Source organism: Novosphingobium sp. ES2-1, from assembly GCF_015169775.1.
GTDB lineage: Bacteria > Pseudomonadota > Alphaproteobacteria > Sphingomonadales > Sphingomonadaceae > Novosphingobium > Novosphingobium subterraneum.
On record NZ_CP063447.1, the window covers coordinates 84983 to 106684 of the forward strand.

Genomic DNA, 21702 nt, shown 5'->3' on the forward strand with positions numbered 1-21702 from the left:
CCGATAGCTCAATTTGCCAGGCGATCGACCGCAATGACGATCGGCGTAGCAAGCGCCGGGAATACGGCCAGAATGTCCTTGAACAGGCGCCGCGAGCGCGAGTCCCCCACAGTCACCACATCGTTGGCGTAGATTTCAGGATCGGGGTAAGCCCCGTGCCTGATCGCATCGAGGTTGTAGAGGGCCGCGTAACGCTGCCCCGCAACCGTGCGGAAGATGACGACATCATCGAGCTTTGAAAATTCGTTCGTCCCTTCAGCTCTGGCAATGACCCGCAGAAGCGACATGCGCCCCACCACAGGGTAGATACCCGGTCTTTTGACTTCGCCATCGACCGTCACCACCCGGCTGACCATCTCCTTGATGTTCACGGTTACCTGAGGGTCGCGTATGTACGACGCTTTCAGTCGCTCTGTGAGTAGCTTCTCGACATCGCCTGCCGTCTTGCCAGCAACGTCGATCACACCGACCAGGGGATAGGAAATCTTGCCGTTCGCGTCGACCTGGATATCGCGTTGCGCAAGCTCGTCGATGCCGAATACATCAATCGTCAGTCGGTCGAACGCACCAACGTAATAGGGCTGAACGCCGCCGGACAGATCTGCCCCACGAGGTACAGGAAGCTCCGTTGCATCCAGCACCGAGAGCTGCGGGTCTCCGCCGAGCACAACTTTTCCGCCGCACCCTGCAAGGCTTGCCATCAACCCAATTGCGAGAATGAACCTGCTACGCTGCATATGAGTGTTTCCGTCGGTTTTGCTGTGTCATTACCTGCACTGTCGCTCCGTCGGATTGCAATCGAGGGGGCCGCAAACAAACAAGACCCAAGGCCATGAGCACCGCTATCGCCGGCACCCGCACTGGATAGTCGCTAAGCGAGCCAATCGCGCAAAGCAAGAGCAGGATCAGCCCGGTGCCGCAAAGCAGACGGTCTGACCCGTTCCTTCGAGCAAGGGCAAAGACCTGAAAAACGACGATTACCAGGAGGGCAATGAGCAGTAGTGCGGCCGGAATCCCCCCGGTTGCAATCGCCTCGAGCCAGTCGTTATGCGCATGATTCATGTACACTGGCGATATCATGGCGTCGCCTTCGTAAATCTGGAAAACTGGCTGGAACGAGCCGATCCCGCTCCCCCACGGAAAGACGTCCCGCAACATTTCCACCGTTGCCGGAAGGTTGCGAATGCGCGCATCATCGACCAACTCCGAATTCATCAACCTGCTGAACACAACCGCCCGGTCAGAGGAAACGGCAGAAGCGATCAGAAAAACCAGCAAGATGGCCCCTCCCCCCCAGGTCAGCCAACGCATAATACGATCTTGAGCGCGCTGCTCGACAGGATGAGCCGAAAAGAGGGACAACGCCCAAGTCATGACTGCTGCGCAAATTCCCATCACGAGACCGGACCTGGATCCATTCACTAGCAGGGATGCAATGATGAAGAGCGCACCAGAAATCCACGCTACGCGAATGAGAAGTGCATTTGTGCGTCGCCTGGCACTTAGTTGTGCGAGCCAGAGCCCAAGCACGGGAAATCCTGCCGCCAAAAGTAAGGCTTGGTGATTCCGGTTCGCAAACAGACCTACCGCACTTCCATTGTTGGTTACCGCATAGAGATACAGGGGCCCTTCGGGGTCGGACGCCAGCTGCGCTACGGCCAAAATCGCGCTCAGAACGACCACAAGGCCGACACTCGTCAGTGCCAAGCGCAATTCGCGGGCCGACAGTTGTATCGCGAACAGGATTACGGCCAATGGCGTGGCGAGGCTCCAAAGCGCATTCCAGGTCCACTTCGGCGCCATCGATAGCGGCCGCCAGACAGGGCCAATGCCTGTCACCTCATCAATCTCCACAATTATCTGCCGTCCGGGCAAGCTTTGCCAGATTTGTGGGGGCAGCGGCACAAGATGCGAAATCACGAGAATGAGGATTGCTGTCGACCACGCAATGATCGCCCAGTTTTCCGTCAGATGCTCGCGCTTGAGCGTCAGCAATGCGGCACCACATGCCAAAATGGACAATGGCCGCAAAAGCAACAAAGAGAGCACATCGGGTCGCGCGCTACCGCCGAAAAGGAAAGCGATTCCTACGATGCACAACAGTCCCGTTAGCGGGACTGAAACCCGCGACCTTTGTGAACTGGCCGACACTCGTGCAACCCTTCTCGGCAAGCGTTCATCCATTCTTGACCCCTTATGTTCGTGTTGCCGGGGCCACTGAGAGTCAGCCTGATTGCTCAAGCCAGCAGCGTTAGGATCCGCAGGTTCGGGATCCTAACGTGATCCAAATCCAGTCAAGACGGTTCGAATTGTCTTGAGAACGATCAGCACGTCCAGCCAGAACGAAAAGTAACGGATGTAGAAGAAGTCGAACTCCAACTTCTCTTGTGCAGCCTCCAACATGGCAACATTGCCTTGGTGCACAGCGGCCCAACCGGTAATACCCGGCCGCACGGCGTGTCGGTAGCCGTAAAACGGCACATGGCGTTCATAATGCCGTGCAAGCCCTATGGCTTCCGGACGAGGGCCAATCCAACTCATTTCTCCCAGCGCCACGTTCCAGACCTGGGGCAATTCATCAATTCGCCACTTTCGCAGATAAGCACCAAGGCGCGTCACACGCCGGTCCCCCTCCTCCGTGAATGCCGGCCCGTCCATGGCCGTGTGCATGGTGCGAAGCTTGAAGCAGACGAAGGGGCGACCTCTATGCCCCATCCGTACCTGACAAAAAATTGCTGGCCCGGGGGATTCAAGCCTGATCAAAACGGAGACGAGCGCCACTATGCAAGCAACAAATGGAAGTGCGAGCAACGCCACGACCACGTCAATTACACGTTTGATCTTGAGGTAAAATAATGACGGAAGCAACGCCCCGAACTCGTTATCCGAATGCTCGGTAAACTTGACCCGGCCCGTCAACCCTTCTTCCATGTGCGCGAGGTGATAGACTGGTACGCCCTGCAGCACGAGCCTCGTGATGAAGGAGGACCAGCGCATCGACAAGTTGGAGTGGGGATCGAATGCTACTGCGCTGATCCCTTGAGGCAGGCGGGGCTCGCGCAGGATCTGCCAATGAATTCGCTCGGAAAGCTGCGCCGCTTCTGTAGGCGAAACTCCTACCAGGCCGACAATCGGTCGGACATACCTCGCACGCATCACCGACGCAAAAAAGTACCATGTGCAGGCCGTTACGAAGCTGCCTAACAAATGCGGCAGTCCTAGGGGTATGCGCAGAATGAAGAGAACGAAGAAGCCCACCGTGAAACTTGCGAGAAATGTCGGAAAGATCAGACTGGCGCCGGAAACGAGGGGAAGCACCGCAATCCGGCGTAAGGACAGGTGCCCGAGACACACTGCTCCAAAGGACGCGATGTATGTCGGCAACAATGCAATGTCGGTCCGGACGCGGGACCGAAACGTGTCATGGAGCGCATCAAGAAACAGCGGCACCAGCGCGACGAGGATTAGCGCAATGCCCAGGAGATAGCGGTTCGAAACCAACACTACCCGGACAAAGCCGGGAGCTGCTGGCGTGGGAACAATCCGCACCGTCGACTGGGCGGCAATGATTGGCCTGTATTCCACAATTTCTGCCCCTCAGGTTTGGTTTCTACCAGACCAGCACAATCGCCGCCAAGGGATACGTAGAACCCCGGACTCTAACGAAGACCTTTCGCACTTGCAAAATGTATCTGCTCATCAGGCCACTCTGCTCCCGCTCCTCAACGACCGTTGATCCTGCAGCATGCGCGAAATCGCCTTTTAACCCAAGGATTCGAGAACGTGCATAGGCCGTCCAACCAACGAGCTATGCTAGCAAGCTATATCTTTAGTTTAGGCGACGAACCGTGACTCGCCTGCGGCGACCAGACTGACATTTCGGTGAGCGGGCGAGACAAATGCCAAAAAAAACGCCCCTTTCGGGGCGTTTCCTTGGATCTGAAGCGGCAGGTGCGCTTCAGGGGCTCGCGGGGGCTCCCTCGACAGCCTTGGCAATACCGTAGGCAGCTGCACCAACAGCCAGTGCGCCCACAACGATTACAGCCGTATCAACTGCCTTCTCGCCCTTCTTGATCTTCGCTGACGTGCGAACATCCGATGGGGCCGATGCAGGCTTACGCTGTGCCGCCGCAGCCGGAACGGATACGAGCAAGCCCGCCACTACCAAGGCCGAACACGCCTTCTTGAGAACTGCCATGTGTATGCTCCTATCTTTCGTTGTACGCTTATGCACGATTCGGATTATATTGCAACGCACATGTTGCCGATGCGAACGACCTCAGCATTTCACCTCTAGGCGGAAAAGCCGCCGGGGCGGATTTGTCACGCACTGACGAAACAAACGCACTCGCCGCAATTGGGTTTCCGCGCCACTGTATCCACTAAAGTGTAAACAACTCATGAGCTCTTGCCCGACGCGCGGCTTGGCGATTGGACTCCACTGTCCCTGAAAATCGGTGTCGATGTCGAACCGCTCGCGTCTGGAAAAGGCGTAGCCCACTGACAGGCGTCGCAACAAGTGCTGGCCGGCATCACGCCGACGTCCTTGGTTATGGATGCACGACCGGGGTCTGCCGTTTCCCGCGTCGCTCCTGCCGGCCACTGCGATCACCTCGCCGTCACCACCAACAGAGCCCGGTCGCGCGGAACAGACTGACGCTCTTCTCAAACGGGTTCCTTCCCTGCTGCGACCATTGGGTCAATGAAGCCACTGACAAGTCACGAGCGATAAGCGCCTGCCCCGCAACGCACCCTTCTGGCATTGCGACGGAAAGTTCTGTCAGGACTACGGTTACAGCGGTCGAAGGCCGCAAGCTGGTGTCTTTTCTGAACAGACGCCGGGAGAAGAAGCGACACCAGCTGTCACCTGACATCGGGATCGGAACCCTGCCGACTGCTTCGGCGAGCGCAGGAACATCCGGATGGCGCCAACAGCGAAGCCTAGTTCGACGGGCTATCTTGGAGATCAATTCCTGAGGAACGCCCAAGGCTCCACGATGTCGCCGCTTCTGGGTGAAGCCGCGAAGCGATCTGGAAAACTGGCTCAGTGCCACATATGGATCTGGCAAATTCGATCGCGAGACGCTTGGGACGATCTCGCATACGCTGCAAGATCGTCGACCTTTGCAGCTCTTTATTCTTCATGCCATAGCGCACCGATGAAGACGCTCGAAATTTCCAGACTGGCTCGCATTGCTGTCTGCCGGCGATCTCGAGGGAAATGTACGGCCGACCAAGGTAAAGCCTTGCTGGCAAACTTGCACATATTGCTGCTGGAGATGCTCTAAATGTCGAAGGTTCCCGTTCTCGTCACTGGCGGCGCAGGCTACATCGGCGCCCACGCCGTGCTGGCGCTGAGGGACGCGGGCCATCCGGTCGCGGTGATCGACAATCTGGTCACCGGCTTCCGCTTCGCCGTGCCCGATGGCGTGCCGTTCTACGAAGGCGATATCGAGGACGCCGACCTTCTCAAGCGCATCTTTGCCGAACAGGGTACGCGCGCGGTCATGCATTTTGCCGGTTCCGTGGTCGTGCCCGAATCGGTTTCGAACCCCCTCAAGTACTATCACAACAACACCGCCAAGAGCCGCGCACTGATCGCCGCGGTGGTCGAGGCGGGCGTGCCGCACTTCATCTTCTCCTCCACCGCAGCAACTTATGGCACGCCCGAGGTTTCGCCCGTTACCGAGGACACGCCGCAGCGCCCGATCAATCCCTATGGCATGTCAAAGCTGATGACCGAGGCGATGCTGTCCGATGTCGCCGCCGCCCATGCGCTCAACTACTGCGTGCTGCGCTATTTCAACGTCGCCGGCGCCGATCCGCAGGGCCGCACCGGCCAGTCGACCGCGGGCGCAACGCATCTGATCAAGGTCGCGGTCGAGGCGGCACTGGGCAAGCGCGCCTCGGTCGGCGTGTTCGGCAGCGATTTCGACACCCCCGACGGCACCGGCGTGCGCGATTACATCCACGTCTCCGATCTTGCCGCCGCCCATGTTCTGGCACTGCAGGCGCTAATTGCCGATCCCGGCGAATCGCTGACGATGAACTGCGGCTACGGTCGCGGTTTCTCGGTGCTCGAAGTGCTCGACGCGGTCGATCGCGTCACCAACCGCAAGATCATGCGCGAGATGCAGGGCCGCCGTCCAGGCGATCCCGCCGCGCTGATCTCCGACAACAGCCGCATCAAAGCCACGCTGCCGTGGGTCCCGCGCTATGATCATCTGGACACTATCGTCACCCACGCCCTGGCCTGGGAGCGCAAGCTGGACGAGATTTGCGGCCAACCATCGGCTCGAGGCCCCAGCACGAGCAGCCATTCGACGTAATCCCCGCAATCCGTTAACATGGATTTTACATCGAGCCCCGTTCCCCCTTTTGGGCATTTCTGTTAACCATACTGAATGGCCACACGTCTCGAAATCCCCGTTTCCCGCGACGATGACCGCTGGTCCGATGATCTCGCCGGTCTTTCGGCCAAACAGTGCGAGGTTCTCGACCTCCTGCTCGAGCACAAGAGCAACAAGGAAATCGCGAAAGCTCTCGGCATTTCACCATCGGCCGTGGACCAACGCCTTGCTGCTGCCCGCCTGCGCCTCGGCACGACCCGGCGCGGCGACACCGCACGTGTCTATGCGCAGCTCAAACTGACCTGTGTAAATTCCACAGGTGGCTTTGCACAGGTCGCCAGCGACACACCAATCGCGGATGAAGGTGGCGAGGACGAGACGGAGCGGTTGCTCATGTTCGAGGACATTGGCCTCTTCCCCGGTCCTGCCCAGGGAGGAGCGTCACCATGGCCCGAGCCGCAAGCGCAACGCCTTGCCCTTCGGGACCTTGCAGTTCCGACGAGCCCTCTGGTGCGCTTAGGCCTGATCATAGTCTTTGCACTGCTTATTGTGGTGGTAGCCCTGATCGGCATGAGCGTAACCCAGAGCGTCGTAGCGCTCCTCGGATAGTAAAAGGCCTCGTATGTCCACACGCTTGCGCCGCTACCAAAGCGGCAGGGGATTTGCGATGACCATGACCAAGACCGTTGCCGCCGCGCGGCTCGCCCGCGAAGTTCCGACTGCTGAACTGGCAATCGACCAGGCACTCCAGGCAACCACTGCCGTGCTCCAGACCTTGCTTGCCGCACGCACCGGCGGGGATGTACCCGCCCACGCCGGGCAGATCGCGATCGCAAAGCTTATCCAAAGCCAGCAGGCCCTGGTCAGCGCCAGCAGCGACTTTCTGCGCGTCCATCGCGAGCTTTCCGCCCTCGGTCGCGAAATGATGGCTGCGGACTATGGCGAATGCCCCCCGATCAAAGGGGCCATCGACACTGGCCGCAACGAGGCCATGGCCGCCTGATCGCCCTTGACCTGCAAAAGCAGACAGGCACTCTGGCACTGTGCGCTACGCTTTGCAGATTCTCATACTGACACTGATTACGGTCTACGCTTGGCGCCGTGCCGGCCAGACCGAAAAGCGAGGCGCGCTGGTCATGGCCTGCCTTCTGCTCGCATCGCCGCTCTACGCCGCTCTCGGCGCGAAGCCTATGCGCTTCGAGCAGATGGATATGGGTTATCTCGTGATCGACGGGTTGGTCCTGATAGCCATGACCGCCCTCGCCTTGGTGTCCGGAAAATGGTGGCCACTATGGTTCGCAGGCGCACAGCTCATTGCTTTCCTTTCGCATTTCGTGCGCTTGCTCGCAACAAGCTACGCACCCTTTGCCTACGCCTTGATGATGCGTGCGCCGTCCTGGATCCAACTGGCCATCCTCGCCCTTGGTACATGGTTTGCAGTGCGCGACCGAAGAGTCACTGGTGCAACCGCATTCTGAGCGGCAGGCTCACATTCGCACGTCCCCTCGACATCCGTACCAGCCTTGCGCAAAAACCGCTTCTATATCTGCGATCACTGCGTGAGAAGGCTGGAAACCGTTCGCGCGAACAGTCTGCATCTGCACGCAGGACAGACGCTTGGAGCTCCGTACCAGATGCTGGCATCTCGCCCGTTCTTGCCAGCTTCCTCAAACAAAGGCTCGGCACCGCACCTCTCGAACAGATGCTTGTCCTGTTCTTCGGCACAGACGGGACCTGCCTCGGGATCGATGTGACCGCATCGGGGAACCGGTCCCGCGTTGCCATCCAGCCAAAACGATTGCTGCACCAAGCCCGAAAGCTTCACGCCAACAAGATTGTCATGGCCCACAATCATCCAAATGGCTCTGCTCGTCCCAGCGCGGCAGATATCGGCGCAACAGCGCTTCTGCATCAGATGGCGGTCAACCAAGGACTTCATCTTGCTGAGCACTTTATTGTCGGATCCGAAGGAATCTTCAGCATGCGGCGAGCGAGGTTGCTCCCATGATAGAGCTCGCCTCGACCATGGCCCTTGCTTCTCTCGCGCAAGGCGCCGACCAGCGATGCGAAGCCTCATTGATCTGGGTGGCCACTGCGGAGTTGAACATGCGCCAGCAGCTTGCCGCCTTGTTCGCCAATGTCGATCTTCATTGCGACCCCACTTTCGACATCCTTCTCGAGGTCTATGTCGGGCTCAGATCAGGCAAGCTTCGCACCCCGGGGGCCATCGCAAACACTACCGGCGTGCCGGGCTCGTCAATCACCAGGTGGATCAAGTTCCTCGAACGGCGCGGGTTTCTGCAACGGCACAAGGACGAAATTGACGGGCGTCGGATCTTCCTCACCCTGACCGCGGATGCCCATGCACTCGTCGAGCAAGCACTAGCGACTATTGCATCGTCCCGCCCTCCTGCAGAAGCCGCGCAAACACCGACGCCAAGCCTGTTCTTCTCGCGATGACGAGGCCGCGTGCACTGTGCCAACCGACCGCGTTTGCGCGGCCCAGCCATAGCTGCAGGCTGCGCCAATCTTGTCGCCATCCCTCGCCAATCGGGCGACGTCAAGCCTAACCTCGATTGCAGGGGGAGGCGCGCCTTGGTGCCACTTGCCTGAGAGAGCCCCGGTCGCACGCTCACGCCAGCTTGTTTTCGATCAGCTGAAATACCGGCGCATGCCCGCAGCCGCTCTATCGCTGATCACGACCCATTGACGGCGCTTATCGTGTGGGTCCTGCGTCCTTTCGATCAGACCTAGATTTACAAGGTATCCAAGCCAGCGCAGCGCCGTGGACTGCGCAATGCCGGCCTCCAATCCCATGGTCGAGGACGACACGCGCTTACGATCCAGCCGTGCCGCATAAAGCTCAAGCAGAAGATCCCAAGCTGGGTCGGAAAAGAGGTCGCGCGAGATACCCAGGAACTTGTGCCGCTTGCTCCGGCGAACCTGTTCGTCTCGAACTCTTGCAAGGAGCCGCTCATCACTCGCTCCCCCACCCGCAAGTGCGAGCTCGCGTCCTTCGGGATCTTCATCGGACAAGCGCAACAGCATCTGCGCAATTCCCGCGACCGTCCGGCGATCAAGCTGCTCCATTCCGCCGCCCCCTGCTTAGTCTACGCATCAATACTAAGCCCCATTCCCAAGCATTACTCCATAAGAATTCTTTTCCGTCAAGGACCTCGCGAGTTCTGTCGCGATTTATGCGCCCGTTTCTTTTGCGGGCTTCGGCATAAATCTGCGCCTCAGGCGAAAAGCGAGGACGCTACGTCAAATTCTCTGGCGCATCATGTTGAAGCCGCAGGAGAATCCCTCACTCCCTGTGATGTAAGAAGTTTCCTGGTTCTTAGTATATAATTTGAATGGGCGAACCGAACTCGCATGTTCATTCTATCGGAGTAAATACTGTCTCCGCCCTGTCGCCCCTATCCTTGCACGGATTGTTGTCGGCGTTGGAGGGACCCCTTTTGCCCAACAGCAACGCCGGCAAACATTCACCCGTCGTCCACCCGGCAACTCAACTTTGAGGCTCCAAAACCATGCGCGGCAATATGCACTTTAGAGCTATGAGCTGTTCCGGATTTACGCCATTTTCACCAAACTATTCCAATTCGGGTACATTGACGCTAGTAGTTCCAAATTGGCAGCGTCTAGACTGGCCGCGGGCCAATTGAGGGTCATGTTTAATGTTGTCCGAAGCATTCGCCAAGTTGCAGGAAGCTCTTGATATCATTGACTCGCACGGCGCATACCTGCCGGGCATCCACGTTGCATCGGCCCTGGAAGCGCTGGCCGACCTAATTGAAAACGATTCTCTTATGTCGGCCGAAGGCCAGACCGACTGACCGCCATCTCGAAGCGCTCGATTGCCCGCGTTGTTTAGCTAAAGACTACACTTCATCCCGAACGCAGAACCGAATCTAACATATCGGCCTCATCATGAGCGGCGACTACAGCTTCCTTTCGCTAGCCCTCTTACCCACCTCTTTGAGCGTTTTCCACCGCCCTTGAATCGCGAAGGATTCCCGCGGCATTGGATTCTGGTTCATCCTTCTTGCTGGTTTGGAGGCCAGCCTGGATGGCTCTAGATTTATCTCAAGATCTGCGTGACCGCGCCGTTGCGGCGACACACAGGGGTATGAGTTGCTGAGCGGCAGCGGCTCGTTTTGGGGTTGGCATTGCCACGGCAGTTCGCTGGCGGCACATGTCCCGCGAGCATGGCCGTGCGATTGCAGGCAAGCTTGGGTGGTGATCAGCGCTCGCCGAAAACCGATAGTCACGCGGACCGTATCGCGGCGCTGCTGGCGGAGAACGGGGACGTCACGCTGGTATAGGTCCAGTCGGACCCTAGCCGCGCAAGGCCTTCACATCGGGATCGGGACACTCTGGCGTTCTTTGATCTGCCGGGAGATCACACGCAAAAACGGGGCACGCGATCAAGCAAGACCGCCCCGACATCCTCAGCCAGAGCCGGGCTTGATCCAACGGTAAGCTTAATCTGGATTCCGAGCGGCTCGCGTTTATCCACGAGACCTGGACCGCCACCAACATGACCCACAGTCACGAGCGGTGCGCCAAGGAAATGGGGTTCCCTCCCGGCCATCGCAAGACCGTAGCACTGGTCGCGGGCCTGCACATGACCGGCATGATTGCGCCGATGGCGCTCGATGGCCCGATCAATGACGAGTGGTTCGAGGCCTATGTTACGCAAGTCCTTATATCGGAAATGCCGCTCGGCGACGTGGTGATCGTGGACAACCTGTCGAGCCATAAGCGCGCATCGGTGCAGTGCTCTTTGAAGCGGCCGGTGCATAGCTGAGCTTCCTGCCACCCTGCAGCCCCGACTTTAATCCCATCGAGAAGGCGTTCTCGCGGCTTCAGGCCATGCTCTGCAGGGTTGGTGAGCGAACCGTCTCTTCCCTCTGGGGCCACAGCGGAATGATGGTCGACATCTTCAAACCCGATGAAAACGCCAATTACTTCAGCCCGGATATGATCCAACATAATCGGAAAACGCGCTAGCTTGCGATCCAAACGTCATGGCCTTGCACTCAACAAGAGACTGTCTGGAAAGGAGCCAGACAGACCGTCAATGAAGGAGCGCCCAGAACCCTTGTCGGGATCTATTCGTTAGCCGCCTCAGGGAGGAAATAGCGGGCAACTCTCAAAATGCCTTCGTCGCCGATCGTGACTCCGCGTTCAATCGAACCCGGTTCAGGATCGCTTACACCGCAAGCCGCACCGATGCCTTTGGTCGCAACTACCAAGACCAGCCGCTCACTTTCCAGGGCAAGGAGGTAGCGCCTCGCAATATCTGGAGAGAGGACCAGATCCTTCGCAAGCCCATGCACCGTGACTACACGACCCTGCAAGGTATCGACAAAAATTCGCAGCAACATACGCCAGGCGTCATTGGTGAGCGGCATGGAGACGCTGAGGTCAGCTAACCGCTCGAGCGATGCAAGCTCACGCCTGGCACGACTGAGCAGTAACCTGCCGTGGGGATAGGAACTTAGAAGCTGCCGTGATCGCGACGCGCCGTCATGCCTCCTGAATTGCGTTATATTGCCCCCGCTGGAACTCAAGGCCCCCTCCAAGCGTCCTAACTCACACCCTGAACGATTGTTAACGATCTGTTCGGCCGCGTCAATCGCACTTCCTGCCTAGTGCTTGAAATCAGACGAGAATGGGCAGTCCGCCTACCAATTCGACACTCCCCTTTGGCCTTGGGTCATATATCTATGACAGCTATCAGAACAGGGGCGGCACCCACAGCCTCATTCTGTCTACGATGCGCAACTATCTGCCTTCGGACCCAGGGCAGCGCTTGCGATCAGCTACCCACATCCGCACCCATTCGATGGCCTCGGCAAGCCCTGCCGGGCTGTCCTGACCAGTTGCACCTGCCGACACTATGCCTCGCACATCTTCCTGGGTGCATGGACCATATCGATCAAGGACCTCCTCGATCGCGGTCACCGTACCGGATCCCGCAGCGTAGCTCTCGAAAGCAGCCTCTAGGTCTCGCTCAAACGCCTCCATGACGGTCGCGCCGGGCGAGGTGGAGCGCCTCTGCATGGGGGCCTGTACAACTTCTTCCGCTTTTTCCTCTTCCTCGCCGTCCGTGACCGTCAGACGGATGTCAGGCGACCCAATGTTTTCAGGAACTCTCGGCATTGGCACCTGACCGCCAGGTGCAATGCAAGTTTCGCGGTATTGGTCAATTTCATCGGTTCGCCGCTGATTGGCCGTGTCAGGTTCGCACACGAGGGAGCGGCGTTGCCTTTGGTGACCGGCATTAGCCATTGCCTGGCGATCTGCCCTGCGCTTTCGGATTGCAACGAGCAGGACAAGCGCGGCCAGGACCGACATGAAAATGAAACTGGCCAAATGCTCAGAAACTTCTACCGCCATGCAACTTGCCCCTGTGGTGCCCGCGGAGCAGCAAAGATGGCAAGTTCTAAGAACGTCAAGGCCCATGGAGCTTTTTTCATAAAGGGCCTGACATGTGCTTGGCAGACGCTCGCACAGCACCTTGCCACCAGTGCGGTGATGCCCGCTTTATCCTGTGAATGGTGCATGATGCGGTTGCGGAAGTTCCGGCGGTAGAGCACCCCTTCGTTTGCGCGCCCGCGTCGCCAATGGTCCTGGCACCCGTCGAGGAGCCAGGGTTTCGACGGAGATGCACTAGGCCGAACCTTGCACCAGACGCTGCCCCGGCAGACGCAAGGATGGGCTTGGAATCATGGCACAGCACGATCAGTATCTCGGCATCGAGGCGAAGCTGGGCTCGGACCAATACCCGTCTGTGGTCAAACAGTGAGGCGCGCGCTGTCGCCAAGGTCCGGATGGCCTTCGTGCGCTCGTCCGGTAGCTCTGCCGCCGTGCAGACGACTGAGGCTTCAGATGCGCATGAACCTGCTCTGCTGGCGTTCTGTGCGCGGCAGATCTATCCGCCTCAGGGGTCGCACCCCATGCACGTGCACGAGTTGGCCCGCGCCCCAGGATTCCTGGCCAAGAACGACCGGTTCGATGCAATAGCGATTTCGCCTGCGCCTGCCTTGGCGAACTCGTCACAGCACGCCGGCCGTTGTGCGAAGTTCGCCGATTGAGCCACCCCGGCCGAACACACTTCAACAACAGTAATCAGACGGATCGCGGCCCAAAGGATCAAACGGCTGTTGGCGGAATTCGCGCAAGTTGAAGCAGGGATCGCCAGCCCGCTCGCATAGTCCCGAGCTTGCAGAATGCAGTACGATTATATGCTCGCCGCCACGCATCGGCTGCACAACTGCGGCAAAGCTACTTGCCTCAATGCCACAGCTCAGTGCAACATGGCGTCTTGGCTAACCCGATCGCTCCTCGGTGGCACAGCTTTTGGCGGATAGAGCGTCGCCTTCAGCGACAAGCGAAGCATGGCCGGATGCTGCAGACCTCCCTGCGAAGGGCTCGACGTTGCCGCCTTGGTGCAAGTCAGCGCATTGTCGCCACGGCAGCACCGTACTAAAAACCGCGAAACGCCGGAGAACCCGCAGGAGTCATTTTCGGCGCCGTCAGGCGAAAACTCGCCAATGCTCTCAACGCCACCTTCGACCAGCAAAAATGTGCCGTCCCTGAGACAGTTCTCCCTGCATGTGCCATAGGGATGCTGTCCCATTTGACCTGAATTGGTTTGTGGTTTGTACGTTACCGCATCAATAGCGCTGGTGAAGCATCCCCAGGTCGAAGGTCGCCGCCGCTTTCGTCAGCGGCATTGCCGTACGAGGCAGAACTCGGCATGCCAGACTTTAATCTACAACCTCCGTTCTCGCCGGCCGGACAGCGCCCAAAAGCTCGCGCTTTTGGTTCCCGCGTCACCTATCACCGAGTTCCCCGCACCCCTGCATCCTTTTCAAGACATCAATGGCCAGCGAGACACGCAGGGCTGCCTCAACCATCTGGTGCGCATCGAGAATCTGCAAGGATTCTTCGAGCAATTCCAAAGCCCGGGATAGACCTTCGTTCCGCCCCTCACTCTTGCCCATAAGCTCTCCAGTCCCACATAGGGTGCTGAAGAAGCTCAGTAGTCCAGTTACCATTTCTTCTTTTAGAACATGCGATCAGGGCGCCTACTTACGAAGAGAAGAGGCAGACCAACTACCGCGGTCCTACCACGACGGTCTTGGCGGGGCTTGCTTATTTATTGTGAGCGACTGAACTTCGGATAGAACTTCAGGCAGGCCTTTTCTGGCAGTGCGCAAGTTGCCTCGTTTGAAATGCCCCTTCCGAACACGGGCGGTGAAAGGCGGAATTTCGAAAAACGAGAGATAGCCATTAATTGCCATAGTGGACACGCTTCAAATCAGGCTCTGTGTACCGACACTGACGGAGCAGCTGGTGAACGACAAACAGTCAAATTACAGGCGCACTGATTTGGCATAAGAAACGGCAATCCTGACATTTTTTCCTTTTGGGCAATCCAGTGCTAAAGCGGAATTTCTGCACTTTGGAAAAAACGATTTATATTTCAATTCTGCTCTGAAAGGTCTGATGTCACGTTCGCATGCTGGGAAAAAATGTAACGAGCCTTTAATGACGTGTCGTTTAAAAGGCATAGTTTAGTCGGAGTAATTGTAGAAATTGTGAGATATTTTCCTTTACGTTTATGACTCCGAAGCTTTGTGAGGCGAAACTATACCTGCAGAGAAAGTTATTCTCGAGCGGCAGTTGGTTTTCGCTCGATTAAAAACCAGTCGTGGCGAAGGAGTAATCAGGCGGCGATAGCGGTATAAGCCGAGGCTTCGACCTTGAGACGCACGGCGTCTGCCGCATTTCTTGCGCCAAGCTTGCCGAGCATCTTGGTCCTGTGGATCTCAACTGTCCGTGGGCTGATCGCCAAGACTCGCGCTATGGCTTTCGAACTCTCGCCCGAAACAATCCCGTCAAGCACCTGCCGCTCGCGATCTGTAAGACGGGCAAGGCTCTGGTGAGCCCGAACTGCCCGCTCGATCAGATCTCTGCGCAACTCAGCTTCTGCTGCCACAGCGGGGACCACGGCAAGAAGGTCGTCCGTTGTCCCGGGTGTGGCAATAAAGGAAAGCGCACCGCCTTTAATGGCCTGGACCACGTGGTCGACCTTCGGGTGATCAGCATAGCCAACAAACGTACACCATTGGCCTTGCAATGCAAGGTGTCGGACCAGCGCGGGAATGGCGCTGCATGATCCATCGTCCCGGATCAGCACCACGCCGTTGCGCGGAATCGCTTCGAAAAGCTCGCTGATGTCTTCATAAATTTCACAGTGAAATCCAGCTTCATAGCCAAGCCGGGCCAGCGCTGTCCGGAAACGATCCTGTGGTTCGAGGATGTGAAGTGCAATCTTTTGTGCCATGCGCCATTCATTGGCGAGCCGTGCAATGGTTAACAGAAGAATTAACCTTAACGTGGCAGCGATTGACTGCCCTCGAGGATCATCTGTCTGTTTTCATTGAATAAAGTTCCGCCAATTTGGCGTCATTTGATCGCAAGTATGCCTCACTTTAGCGCAGAGGCGGGTCATCTAAGGTCAACGGAAAGACCATTCCCGGTAACTGCCAATCGTACCGCACCGAAAGCGCCTCGCCAATGCCGCCGCCTATACCAGCACCGCCTCCGGGTTTTTGCGCTCCACCAGTAAGATGACTGAGTGGCAAAGCAGCCGAAAACAGACGGGCGCAAATCGGACGGTATTTTCGCGCCGGGCCAGCACGAAGGGGACATAGCGCGCTTTGCACGGCGATGCGGGATTACAGTCGGGATGGCGCTCGGCGCTGCTGATCAGCGCGGTGGCGGTCAGTCCAAGCAATATTACAATGGGAGGGCAGCATGGCGCTTGGGTCCGTGTGGCTTTTGACGGCGTAATACCGGTAGTGGAACCTATTCCCCCCCCGTTCGTAAGAGCGACGTTGCATGCAGAAGGCGCGGATCCGGAAACCGACGCTTACCCTGACCGGGAATGGAAGGATTGATGCCACAGGAAGATCCTCATGATCTGCGTAGCGTCACGGCAAAGCTGGACACTTTCTGGATGGCGCTCGCTGAGGGTAAGGACGAGGACGTCGGTAAATACCTTGCCCAATTCGGTTTCACCGACGTCTTCGACGGCCTGAACGACTTGCTCCAAGCTGTCGGAGGGTGTGCGCAGGACTTGCGGGAACGGCACGAGATCGAAACTGCCGTCGAAATGGAAAAGCTGGCGGAGGAGATCGCCGGCTACTTGAGCCTTCAGTAATCACGCATCCTCCTTCGCGCCAGCCGTTCAGGCGGCCACTTCCATCGATCCGGGCCTTCAGATCACCGGTACCGTCCATCGAGCGTACGCGAGGCTGTACTGGATCAGGCGGCAAAAGGGAGCGCCTTTCATTAAGGGGCCGAAGGCCACGACAGACAACAGCGGAATGGTCTTAGTTGGTTGTCCTTGAGAGGTAATTGTCTGGACGGGCTAGGCCGCGTTGACAAAAGACTTGAGCCATAGCCTTGCGGCGGCGAGGTTGAGGAAGCTCTCGAACGAGAGGACTTGTCGCTACAAACCCGCTCGACAACCGCAAGTGGGTTCGGTTCCTACAAAGGCATCGCTGGCCAGCTTGCCGGTCCTGGTTTAGGCTTTTTTACCTCGGACCGCTTGGTGACTAATGGCACGTCCAGCATGCAAGGCGCGCCTGCGTCTTGCTTGGACCCTAGCATAAGCATCTACCCGAATTGTCCAGCCAGCTCGGCTTTGCTACGCTGCGCCGGGAAGGCAGCCAGAGATGAAGCGAATGCTCAAGCAAGCCAATGGCAGATCGTTGTCTGCCACCGTGCGCGGACCGATTTCGTCGTGTGCCCATCGGATTTCGAGCACAAACGAAATTCCGCAACTTCATGAAGAAGCGCTGCAATGGGCCGAAGCCAGCGTTAGAACCGCACAGCCTGCCAATGATGCGCTTGATTAAGGCCAACACCAAACCCGGCGCGGTCACCCGCTCGCTGAGCAGGTGAGGTCTCGGAAACGTCGACACCGATGCCTTGTTTATGCTTGGAAACGAAGTCGAACCACCGCCCCCAGACTCTGCACGGTCTTAGCCGAGGATGCTACATCTCACACACTCTTGCGGCCATCCCCGGGTTCCAGTGCTCGTGCTCCTTTCCTCATTGTCCGTTTGCCTGGCATTGTTGCCCTTTGTCGAACAATGTTCGTGAACGGCAATATACCCCTGAGCGGCACATCATAACCTTGCCAACCGAACCAATGCCAAATCGATAAAATTCGGGCGGCCAAGCTCGCCTCAAGGCCCCCCGGCACGCCCCCGAGTCAGACCAATCTAGGTGTCAGCCACCTTGGTTGCCTAGACCGCTGGGGAGCCTGGGCACGGACGGATCTTCATCAACCCGCACGGTTGCGAGGGGTTCTACCCCGCACGCGCAAGGAAGGGAACGAAGATGACGTGTCAGGCTGTGTTTGTCGGTATCGATGTGAGCAGGTCAAGGCTCGATGTGTGCCTGTGGCCGGATGGAGAGGCGCTGGAATTCGCCAGTGACGGCAAGGGGATCCGCGCGCCCTGGTGTGGCTCGGCCCCGCTGCAATCGGTCTGGAAGCCAGTGGCGGCTACGAGCGCGAGGCGCTGGCAGCGCTGTGTGCGGTGGAGCTGACCGCACATCGGCCCAACGCCTTGCGCACGGTGCATGGTGTGCTCAAGCGCATGGCTGCGCGGCGGATCGCAAGCCTCAAGGCGGATATCCTGCTGATCGACCAGGCCATGGCCGAAGCAGTCGCCGCAGACGAACGCATGGCCCCCGCAACCGCCTGCTTCGCTCGGTCCCGGGCGTCGGGCCAGTCTTTGCCCATACCCTGCTGGCGCTCATGCGCGAGCTCGGCCAACTGACCCGCCGGCGGCCGCGCCACTGCTCGGCGTGGCTCCCCTCCACTGCGAAAGCGGAACATTCCGGGGGCAACGACGCACCATCGGCGGCCGCAAACCCCTGCGCGATGCCGCCTACATGGCAGCCCTTATCGCCGGACAGCACAATCCTGTCATCAAAACCTTCAGGCAGCGTCGCCGAAACCGGCCAACCGCCCAAGGTCATCCTTATCGCCATCATGCGCAAACTCATCTGCGCTCTCAACGCCATGATAAACACGATGAACCATGGGCCGCCTGACAAAACGGCTGCTCCCATTGTCGTTCAAATTGTATGACTTCTCACGAAATCGTGTGAAGCCCCTTTTCGATCAAATCTATTTTTTCCAAGAAGGTGCAACCAGATCCTGAAGACAGTGTTCACGATGTCGCTTCTGCGATTGTCTTATCTGGCCTCTTACTTTTGAACCTTCACCGCGATAGATGACCGTCCATCGAGAGCTGTAATTGGCTCTGCTAACTTTAGTTATAGGTCTATGAACCCAGAACTGCCCTCACCTGTGAATTTGCGCGCAATTGCCACAGCTTATCGCGACTCGTTGCATTCCAGGCGGTCAATTCTGCCAATGGGGCCACCTGGCAGTGCGCCTTGGAGCATTCTGCTCGAACTGTACCTCAATAGCGACAGATGCATGCCACTGAGCCTTGGCGACATAGCCTTGCTGACCGGAATCGCCCCCACCACCTCGCTGGGTTGGCTTGACGCGCTGTTAACGATGGACCTTGTTGCCAAGGAGTCCGATCCGGGCGACAGGCGACGGATCCATGTCACACTTACACCGCACGGAACCGAGGTTACCGAACAGCTCTTGTCTGACCTCGGACGGGTTTTCGCACATTCGTGCAAAACGCAATGATCTCGGTTCCCCGCAACAGGTTTGGGGAGCAAATGCGTCGCTCGACACCGCCGAAAGCGGTCATGTCCCGCCGACGCAGCTCCCAGCCACTTCCGCCCCCCCTGCCCGCTCTTGCTGCTCGCAAGACCCTGCGACGCGGAGGCCGCCAGATTCATGCGGCATGGCCTTTGCCATATCGTGATGCTGCGCGCCCGGGTTGCGAGCCCGTCTCGCACGATGCATGCGGCATCAGCGGCACAATGGATACGTTCGCGGTTGCCGACAGGCTTTGGTTCTTGCAGCACTTTGATCGCTTTGCGTGCTTGGCCGATCGTCCCTACGATCCTGCAACGCCCGCTTGTCCTTCTGCCGCCAGCGGCATCGCCGCGCCCTTCCAATACCGAAACCACGGCGGCCACCGCCCGTCCAATGCCAACCGCGGTTCTGCACCCGCCTTACGAACCCGCCGTAAGGACCGATAAAGATGGAAAATGACGAAGACCTCCTCAGGATGGCGATAGCCTACCGGGCACACTTGCGTCTGCGCGAACGCGTGATTTGCCGCCAAGCCTCGTGCAAACCTGCTTGGTCCATGCTCCTCGAGCTTCTCATTGCGCAGTTAAACAAGGAAACGATGCATATCAGGACGCTGACCCGGGCAGCACGAATAAAGGATACGACAGCGCTTCGATGGATAGATTGGCTACACGGCCATCAGTTGATCGAGCGACATCCTGATCCGCACAACCGCTTGCGCGTTATCATCAGGCTTTCGATAGAAGGGCGTAAGGTCGTCAAGGCCATGTTGTTTGACATGGCCGCCAGACTAAATGGGCTGTAACAAGCGGCCGATCCAGACCCGACATGGACCACAAGGCGGCCATAGCAGAGGACCCTTTTCCAGTGGCGCCACCCCCTCTCGGCCCTCGTCCTTGGCCGGCATCGAGAGGCGTCCTGTGGCGACCTGACGCAGTCCGGAGCTTGCGTCGGGACCGGCTTTTCGGTCAGCCCGGGCCGCTAGCAAAGATATCCGGGACCTTGTATAGTAAACCATCTTTAGCTTAACATGTCCAATAACACGCTGTAATATATGGAGGATTCTGCCGTAGCATGGCAATGCTATATCCTGATTCGGGTTTAGCTATCGATCCGGCCACTCAATCTTGCGAGCTCGAGGCCTGCCTCGAGCTCGGGCGCCTCGATGGGTCGGTGGCCATGTGCCCGCCTTCGGTTCGACAGCTTCTGGCTCTGCGCAGCTTGCGCAATCTACTTGTTTCGGCGCTGGCCGGAGAAGGCCACGAGTTCACCGAGCATCGCTTTCACGCCTGGTTTGCTGGACTTGCGACCCTAAGTGACGAACCCGCATTGGGGAAGCGCGACCCGAGAGCCATCTGTGAGACCATCCTCACAGAATTTGGCCATAGCAGTTGGCAGGAGCTGGCCGATATTGCACCCCGCTTCAAGAGAGCACTGCTCGCCCCTGTTGCCCTTTGGGGGGTTGGGGGTAGTTCAGACACTGACCACATCGACATCCGCACAATTGTTGATGGTGCGCACGGGCTGGTCAACCAGCTGCCGCCCTCCCCACACCCCTTGGCTGATTTGCGTGAGCTCCACGTGTCGCTTGGCGAAAGCTTGCTGTTTGCACCTTCGGAACCTCATTACCAGACCGTTATGCTAGGTCCGAGGAGCGTTACTGTCGAGCGGCATGCCCCCCCCTCCCCCCGTTGGGCGGTCGAAATGGTTTGGGGCGAGCGATGGCAGAGGTCTGGCAATTTGTCCGTGGCCCTCCCCTTCCCCGGACTTATTCGTGCTGATGCTGTGAATACGATCGGATCAATCGATCCCTCGGACCGGTGCGCGGCGCGAGGTATGATTGCCATGGCATTGCGGGACGTCACGCATCGTCTACGGCAGAATATCGTCGATGCAGGAGCGGCGTGTGAACGCATTAAGGCCCTTCAGGCCGGCAGGCGTGCGAGCTCAAGGGCCCCTGCCCTGATAGAGTTGCTGGACGGCTTTGGTCCCTTGCGCTCTTCGCAGATCGAGATTCTCCTGGACGCGACCAGGCTCGGTGTACGCGCCATTCTGAGCGGACTTTTGGACAGCGGCATTGTCGCGCGCACAAAGCTTTCGGGTGTGTGGTTATTCGGGACGACTTTGCCGACGCATCAGCTTTACCCTGTTTCGTGTGACGCAAGCGGAGGTTTTGCTTTTTCCCCGGCTGCGATCGGTGAGTACGATGCTTCCATGGCTGACATCGACAGGCTCCTGGCGCGATACGAGCGTGGTGCAGCCGACACCGATTAGCCAGTCCTGCGGTCGCGCCGGGTGGTTTCTGGTCTGGTCGTCGTTTCGTAGCACGGAGTGGTATTTCGACTCCGGCATGAGAGCCTTGGTATCTATGTAGTTTTGGGGGACGGTGTTTCGCGATCAAGCTTCGAGGGCTTGGCGAGGTTGTAGCCGTTCGTGCACCGTATGATGGGATTCTTGATGGGCCGGTGCGGCTTTCAGGCCCTAGTGTACTCTTCCACTTCACTCGAGATGCGTTTGTGACAGTTTGCTTGGTCGGTTTGGACTTTGGGGGATTGCCTTAGGCGATGACTG

Annotated in this window: 21 protein-coding genes and 1 pseudogene; 14 read left to right on the forward strand and 8 right to left on the reverse strand. The window is 58.2% G+C overall.

Annotation, left to right across the window (positions count from 1 at the left end; translation table 11 throughout):
- Positions 1–8 precede the first annotated feature (8 nt).
- The 4 genes from IM701_RS18495 to IM701_RS18510 all read right to left on the reverse strand — a co-directional run bounded on the left by IM701_RS18495 (position 9) and on the right by IM701_RS18510 (position 4198).
- Positions 9–701: a polysaccharide biosynthesis/export family protein gene (locus IM701_RS18495; protein WP_230487953.1), complete on the reverse strand. Its 693-nt coding sequence runs from the start codon at positions 699–701 to the stop codon at positions 9–11.
- Positions 702–726: 25 nt separating this feature from the next.
- Entirely contained in the window at positions 727–1995 is a 1269-nt protein-coding gene (locus IM701_RS18500) for an O-antigen ligase (protein WP_039338303.1), read from the reverse strand.
- A 279-nt stretch (positions 1996–2274) separates the two neighbouring features.
- The gene (locus IM701_RS18505) at positions 2275–3585 is read right to left on the reverse strand and encodes a sugar transferase (protein WP_156135934.1); all 1311 of its coding nucleotides are present in this window, start codon (positions 3583–3585) and stop codon (positions 2275–2277) included.
- 373 nt (positions 3586–3958) lie between these two features.
- Positions 3959–4198 carry a hypothetical protein gene (locus tag IM701_RS18510; RefSeq protein ID WP_156135933.1) on the reverse strand — a complete coding sequence of 80 codons (240 nt, stop codon included), beginning with the start codon at positions 4196–4198 and terminating at the stop codon, positions 3959–3961.
- Positions 4199–5288: 1090 nt separating this feature from the next.
- Between IM701_RS18510 and galE the strand changes: the two genes are divergently transcribed.
- From galE to IM701_RS18540, 6 genes are all read left to right on the forward strand, one after another.
- A complete protein-coding gene (gene galE, locus IM701_RS18515; RefSeq protein ID WP_052242746.1) occupies positions 5289–6329 on the forward strand; it encodes a UDP-glucose 4-epimerase GalE in 1041 nt (346 codons plus the stop codon).
- A gap of 75 nt (positions 6330–6404) precedes the next feature.
- Positions 6405–6959 (forward strand): helix-turn-helix transcriptional regulator, encoded by a 555-nt coding sequence (locus IM701_RS18520; RefSeq protein ID WP_052242745.1) that lies wholly within the window; start codon positions 6405–6407, stop codon positions 6957–6959.
- 58 nt (positions 6960–7017) lie between these two features.
- Entirely contained in the window at positions 7018–7353 is a 336-nt protein-coding gene (locus IM701_RS18525) for a hypothetical protein (RefSeq protein ID WP_039338297.1), read from the forward strand.
- Between the two features lie 40 nt (positions 7354–7393).
- The gene (locus IM701_RS18530) at positions 7394–7828 is read left to right on the forward strand and encodes a hypothetical protein (RefSeq protein WP_039338296.1); all 435 of its coding nucleotides are present in this window, start codon (positions 7394–7396) and stop codon (positions 7826–7828) included.
- Positions 7780–8358: a JAB domain-containing protein gene (locus IM701_RS22305; protein ID WP_169745760.1), complete on the forward strand. Its 579-nt coding sequence runs from the start codon at positions 7780–7782 to the stop codon at positions 8356–8358. The genes IM701_RS18530 and IM701_RS22305 overlap by 49 nt, the downstream gene beginning before the upstream one ends.
- Positions 8355–8810: a MarR family winged helix-turn-helix transcriptional regulator gene (locus IM701_RS18540; protein ID WP_039338293.1), complete on the forward strand. Its 456-nt coding sequence runs from the start codon at positions 8355–8357 to the stop codon at positions 8808–8810. The genes IM701_RS22305 and IM701_RS18540 overlap by 4 nt, the downstream gene beginning before the upstream one ends.
- A 192-nt stretch (positions 8811–9002) precedes the next feature.
- Here the strand turns inward: IM701_RS18540 and IM701_RS18545 are convergent, their stop codons facing one another.
- Positions 9003–9440 carry a helix-turn-helix domain-containing protein gene (locus IM701_RS18545; RefSeq protein WP_052242744.1) on the reverse strand — a complete coding sequence of 146 codons (438 nt, stop codon included), beginning with the start codon at positions 9438–9440 and terminating at the stop codon, positions 9003–9005.
- A gap of 590 nt (positions 9441–10030) precedes the next feature.
- On the opposite strand from IM701_RS18545, the gene IM701_RS18550 reads away from it, so the two are divergent.
- Both IM701_RS18550 and IM701_RS18555 read left to right on the forward strand, forming a co-directional pair.
- Entirely contained in the window at positions 10031–10189 is a 159-nt protein-coding gene (locus IM701_RS18550) for a hypothetical protein (RefSeq protein ID WP_156452179.1), read from the forward strand.
- Between the two features lie 233 nt (positions 10190–10422).
- Positions 10423–11350 (forward strand): annotated as a pseudogene (locus IM701_RS18555) (IS630 family transposase).
- A 117-nt stretch (positions 11351–11467) separates the two neighbouring features.
- On the opposite strand, the gene IM701_RS18560 reads toward IM701_RS18555, so the two are convergent.
- The 3 genes from IM701_RS18560 to IM701_RS18570 form a co-directional block, all read right to left on the reverse strand.
- On the reverse strand, positions 11468–11770 hold the full coding sequence (locus tag IM701_RS18560) for a hypothetical protein (RefSeq protein ID WP_039338292.1): 303 nt from the start codon (positions 11768–11770) through the stop codon (positions 11468–11470).
- Between the two features lie 373 nt (positions 11771–12143).
- Positions 12144–12758, reverse strand: a complete 615-nt coding sequence (locus tag IM701_RS18565; RefSeq protein ID WP_039338289.1) for a hypothetical protein — start codon at positions 12756–12758, stop codon at positions 12144–12146.
- A gap of 2335 nt (positions 12759–15093) precedes the next feature.
- Positions 15094–15714 carry a response regulator transcription factor gene (locus IM701_RS18570; RefSeq protein WP_039338286.1) on the reverse strand — a complete coding sequence of 207 codons (621 nt, stop codon included), beginning with the start codon at positions 15712–15714 and terminating at the stop codon, positions 15094–15096.
- A gap of 615 nt (positions 15715–16329) precedes the next feature.
- On the opposite strand from IM701_RS18570, the gene IM701_RS18575 reads away from it, so the two are divergent.
- The 6 genes from IM701_RS18575 to IM701_RS18595 all read left to right on the forward strand — a co-directional run bounded on the left by IM701_RS18575 (position 16330) and on the right by IM701_RS18595 (position 21405).
- Positions 16330–16593, forward strand: a complete 264-nt coding sequence (locus IM701_RS18575) for a hypothetical protein (protein ID WP_039338283.1) — start codon at positions 16330–16332, stop codon at positions 16591–16593.
- Between the two features lie 517 nt (positions 16594–17110).
- Entirely contained in the window at positions 17111–17293 is a 183-nt protein-coding gene (locus IM701_RS18580) for a hypothetical protein (RefSeq protein ID WP_039338281.1), read from the forward strand.
- Between the two features lie 609 nt (positions 17294–17902).
- On the forward strand, positions 17903–18223 hold the full coding sequence (locus IM701_RS21975; protein ID WP_039338279.1) for a hypothetical protein: 321 nt from the start codon (positions 17903–17905) through the stop codon (positions 18221–18223).
- A gap of 28 nt (positions 18224–18251) precedes the next feature.
- Positions 18252–18500 (forward strand): transposase, encoded by a 249-nt coding sequence (locus tag IM701_RS22310; protein WP_370584385.1) that lies wholly within the window; start codon positions 18252–18254, stop codon positions 18498–18500.
- A 1079-nt stretch (positions 18501–19579) separates the two neighbouring features.
- Positions 19580–19936 carry a hypothetical protein gene (locus tag IM701_RS18590; RefSeq protein ID WP_193828986.1) on the forward strand — a complete coding sequence of 119 codons (357 nt, stop codon included), beginning with the start codon at positions 19580–19582 and terminating at the stop codon, positions 19934–19936.
- Positions 19937–20205: 269 nt separating this feature from the next.
- Positions 20206–21405 (forward strand): hypothetical protein, encoded by a 1200-nt coding sequence (locus tag IM701_RS18595; RefSeq protein WP_193828987.1) that lies wholly within the window; start codon positions 20206–20208, stop codon positions 21403–21405.
- Positions 21406–21702: the final 297 nt, after the last annotated feature.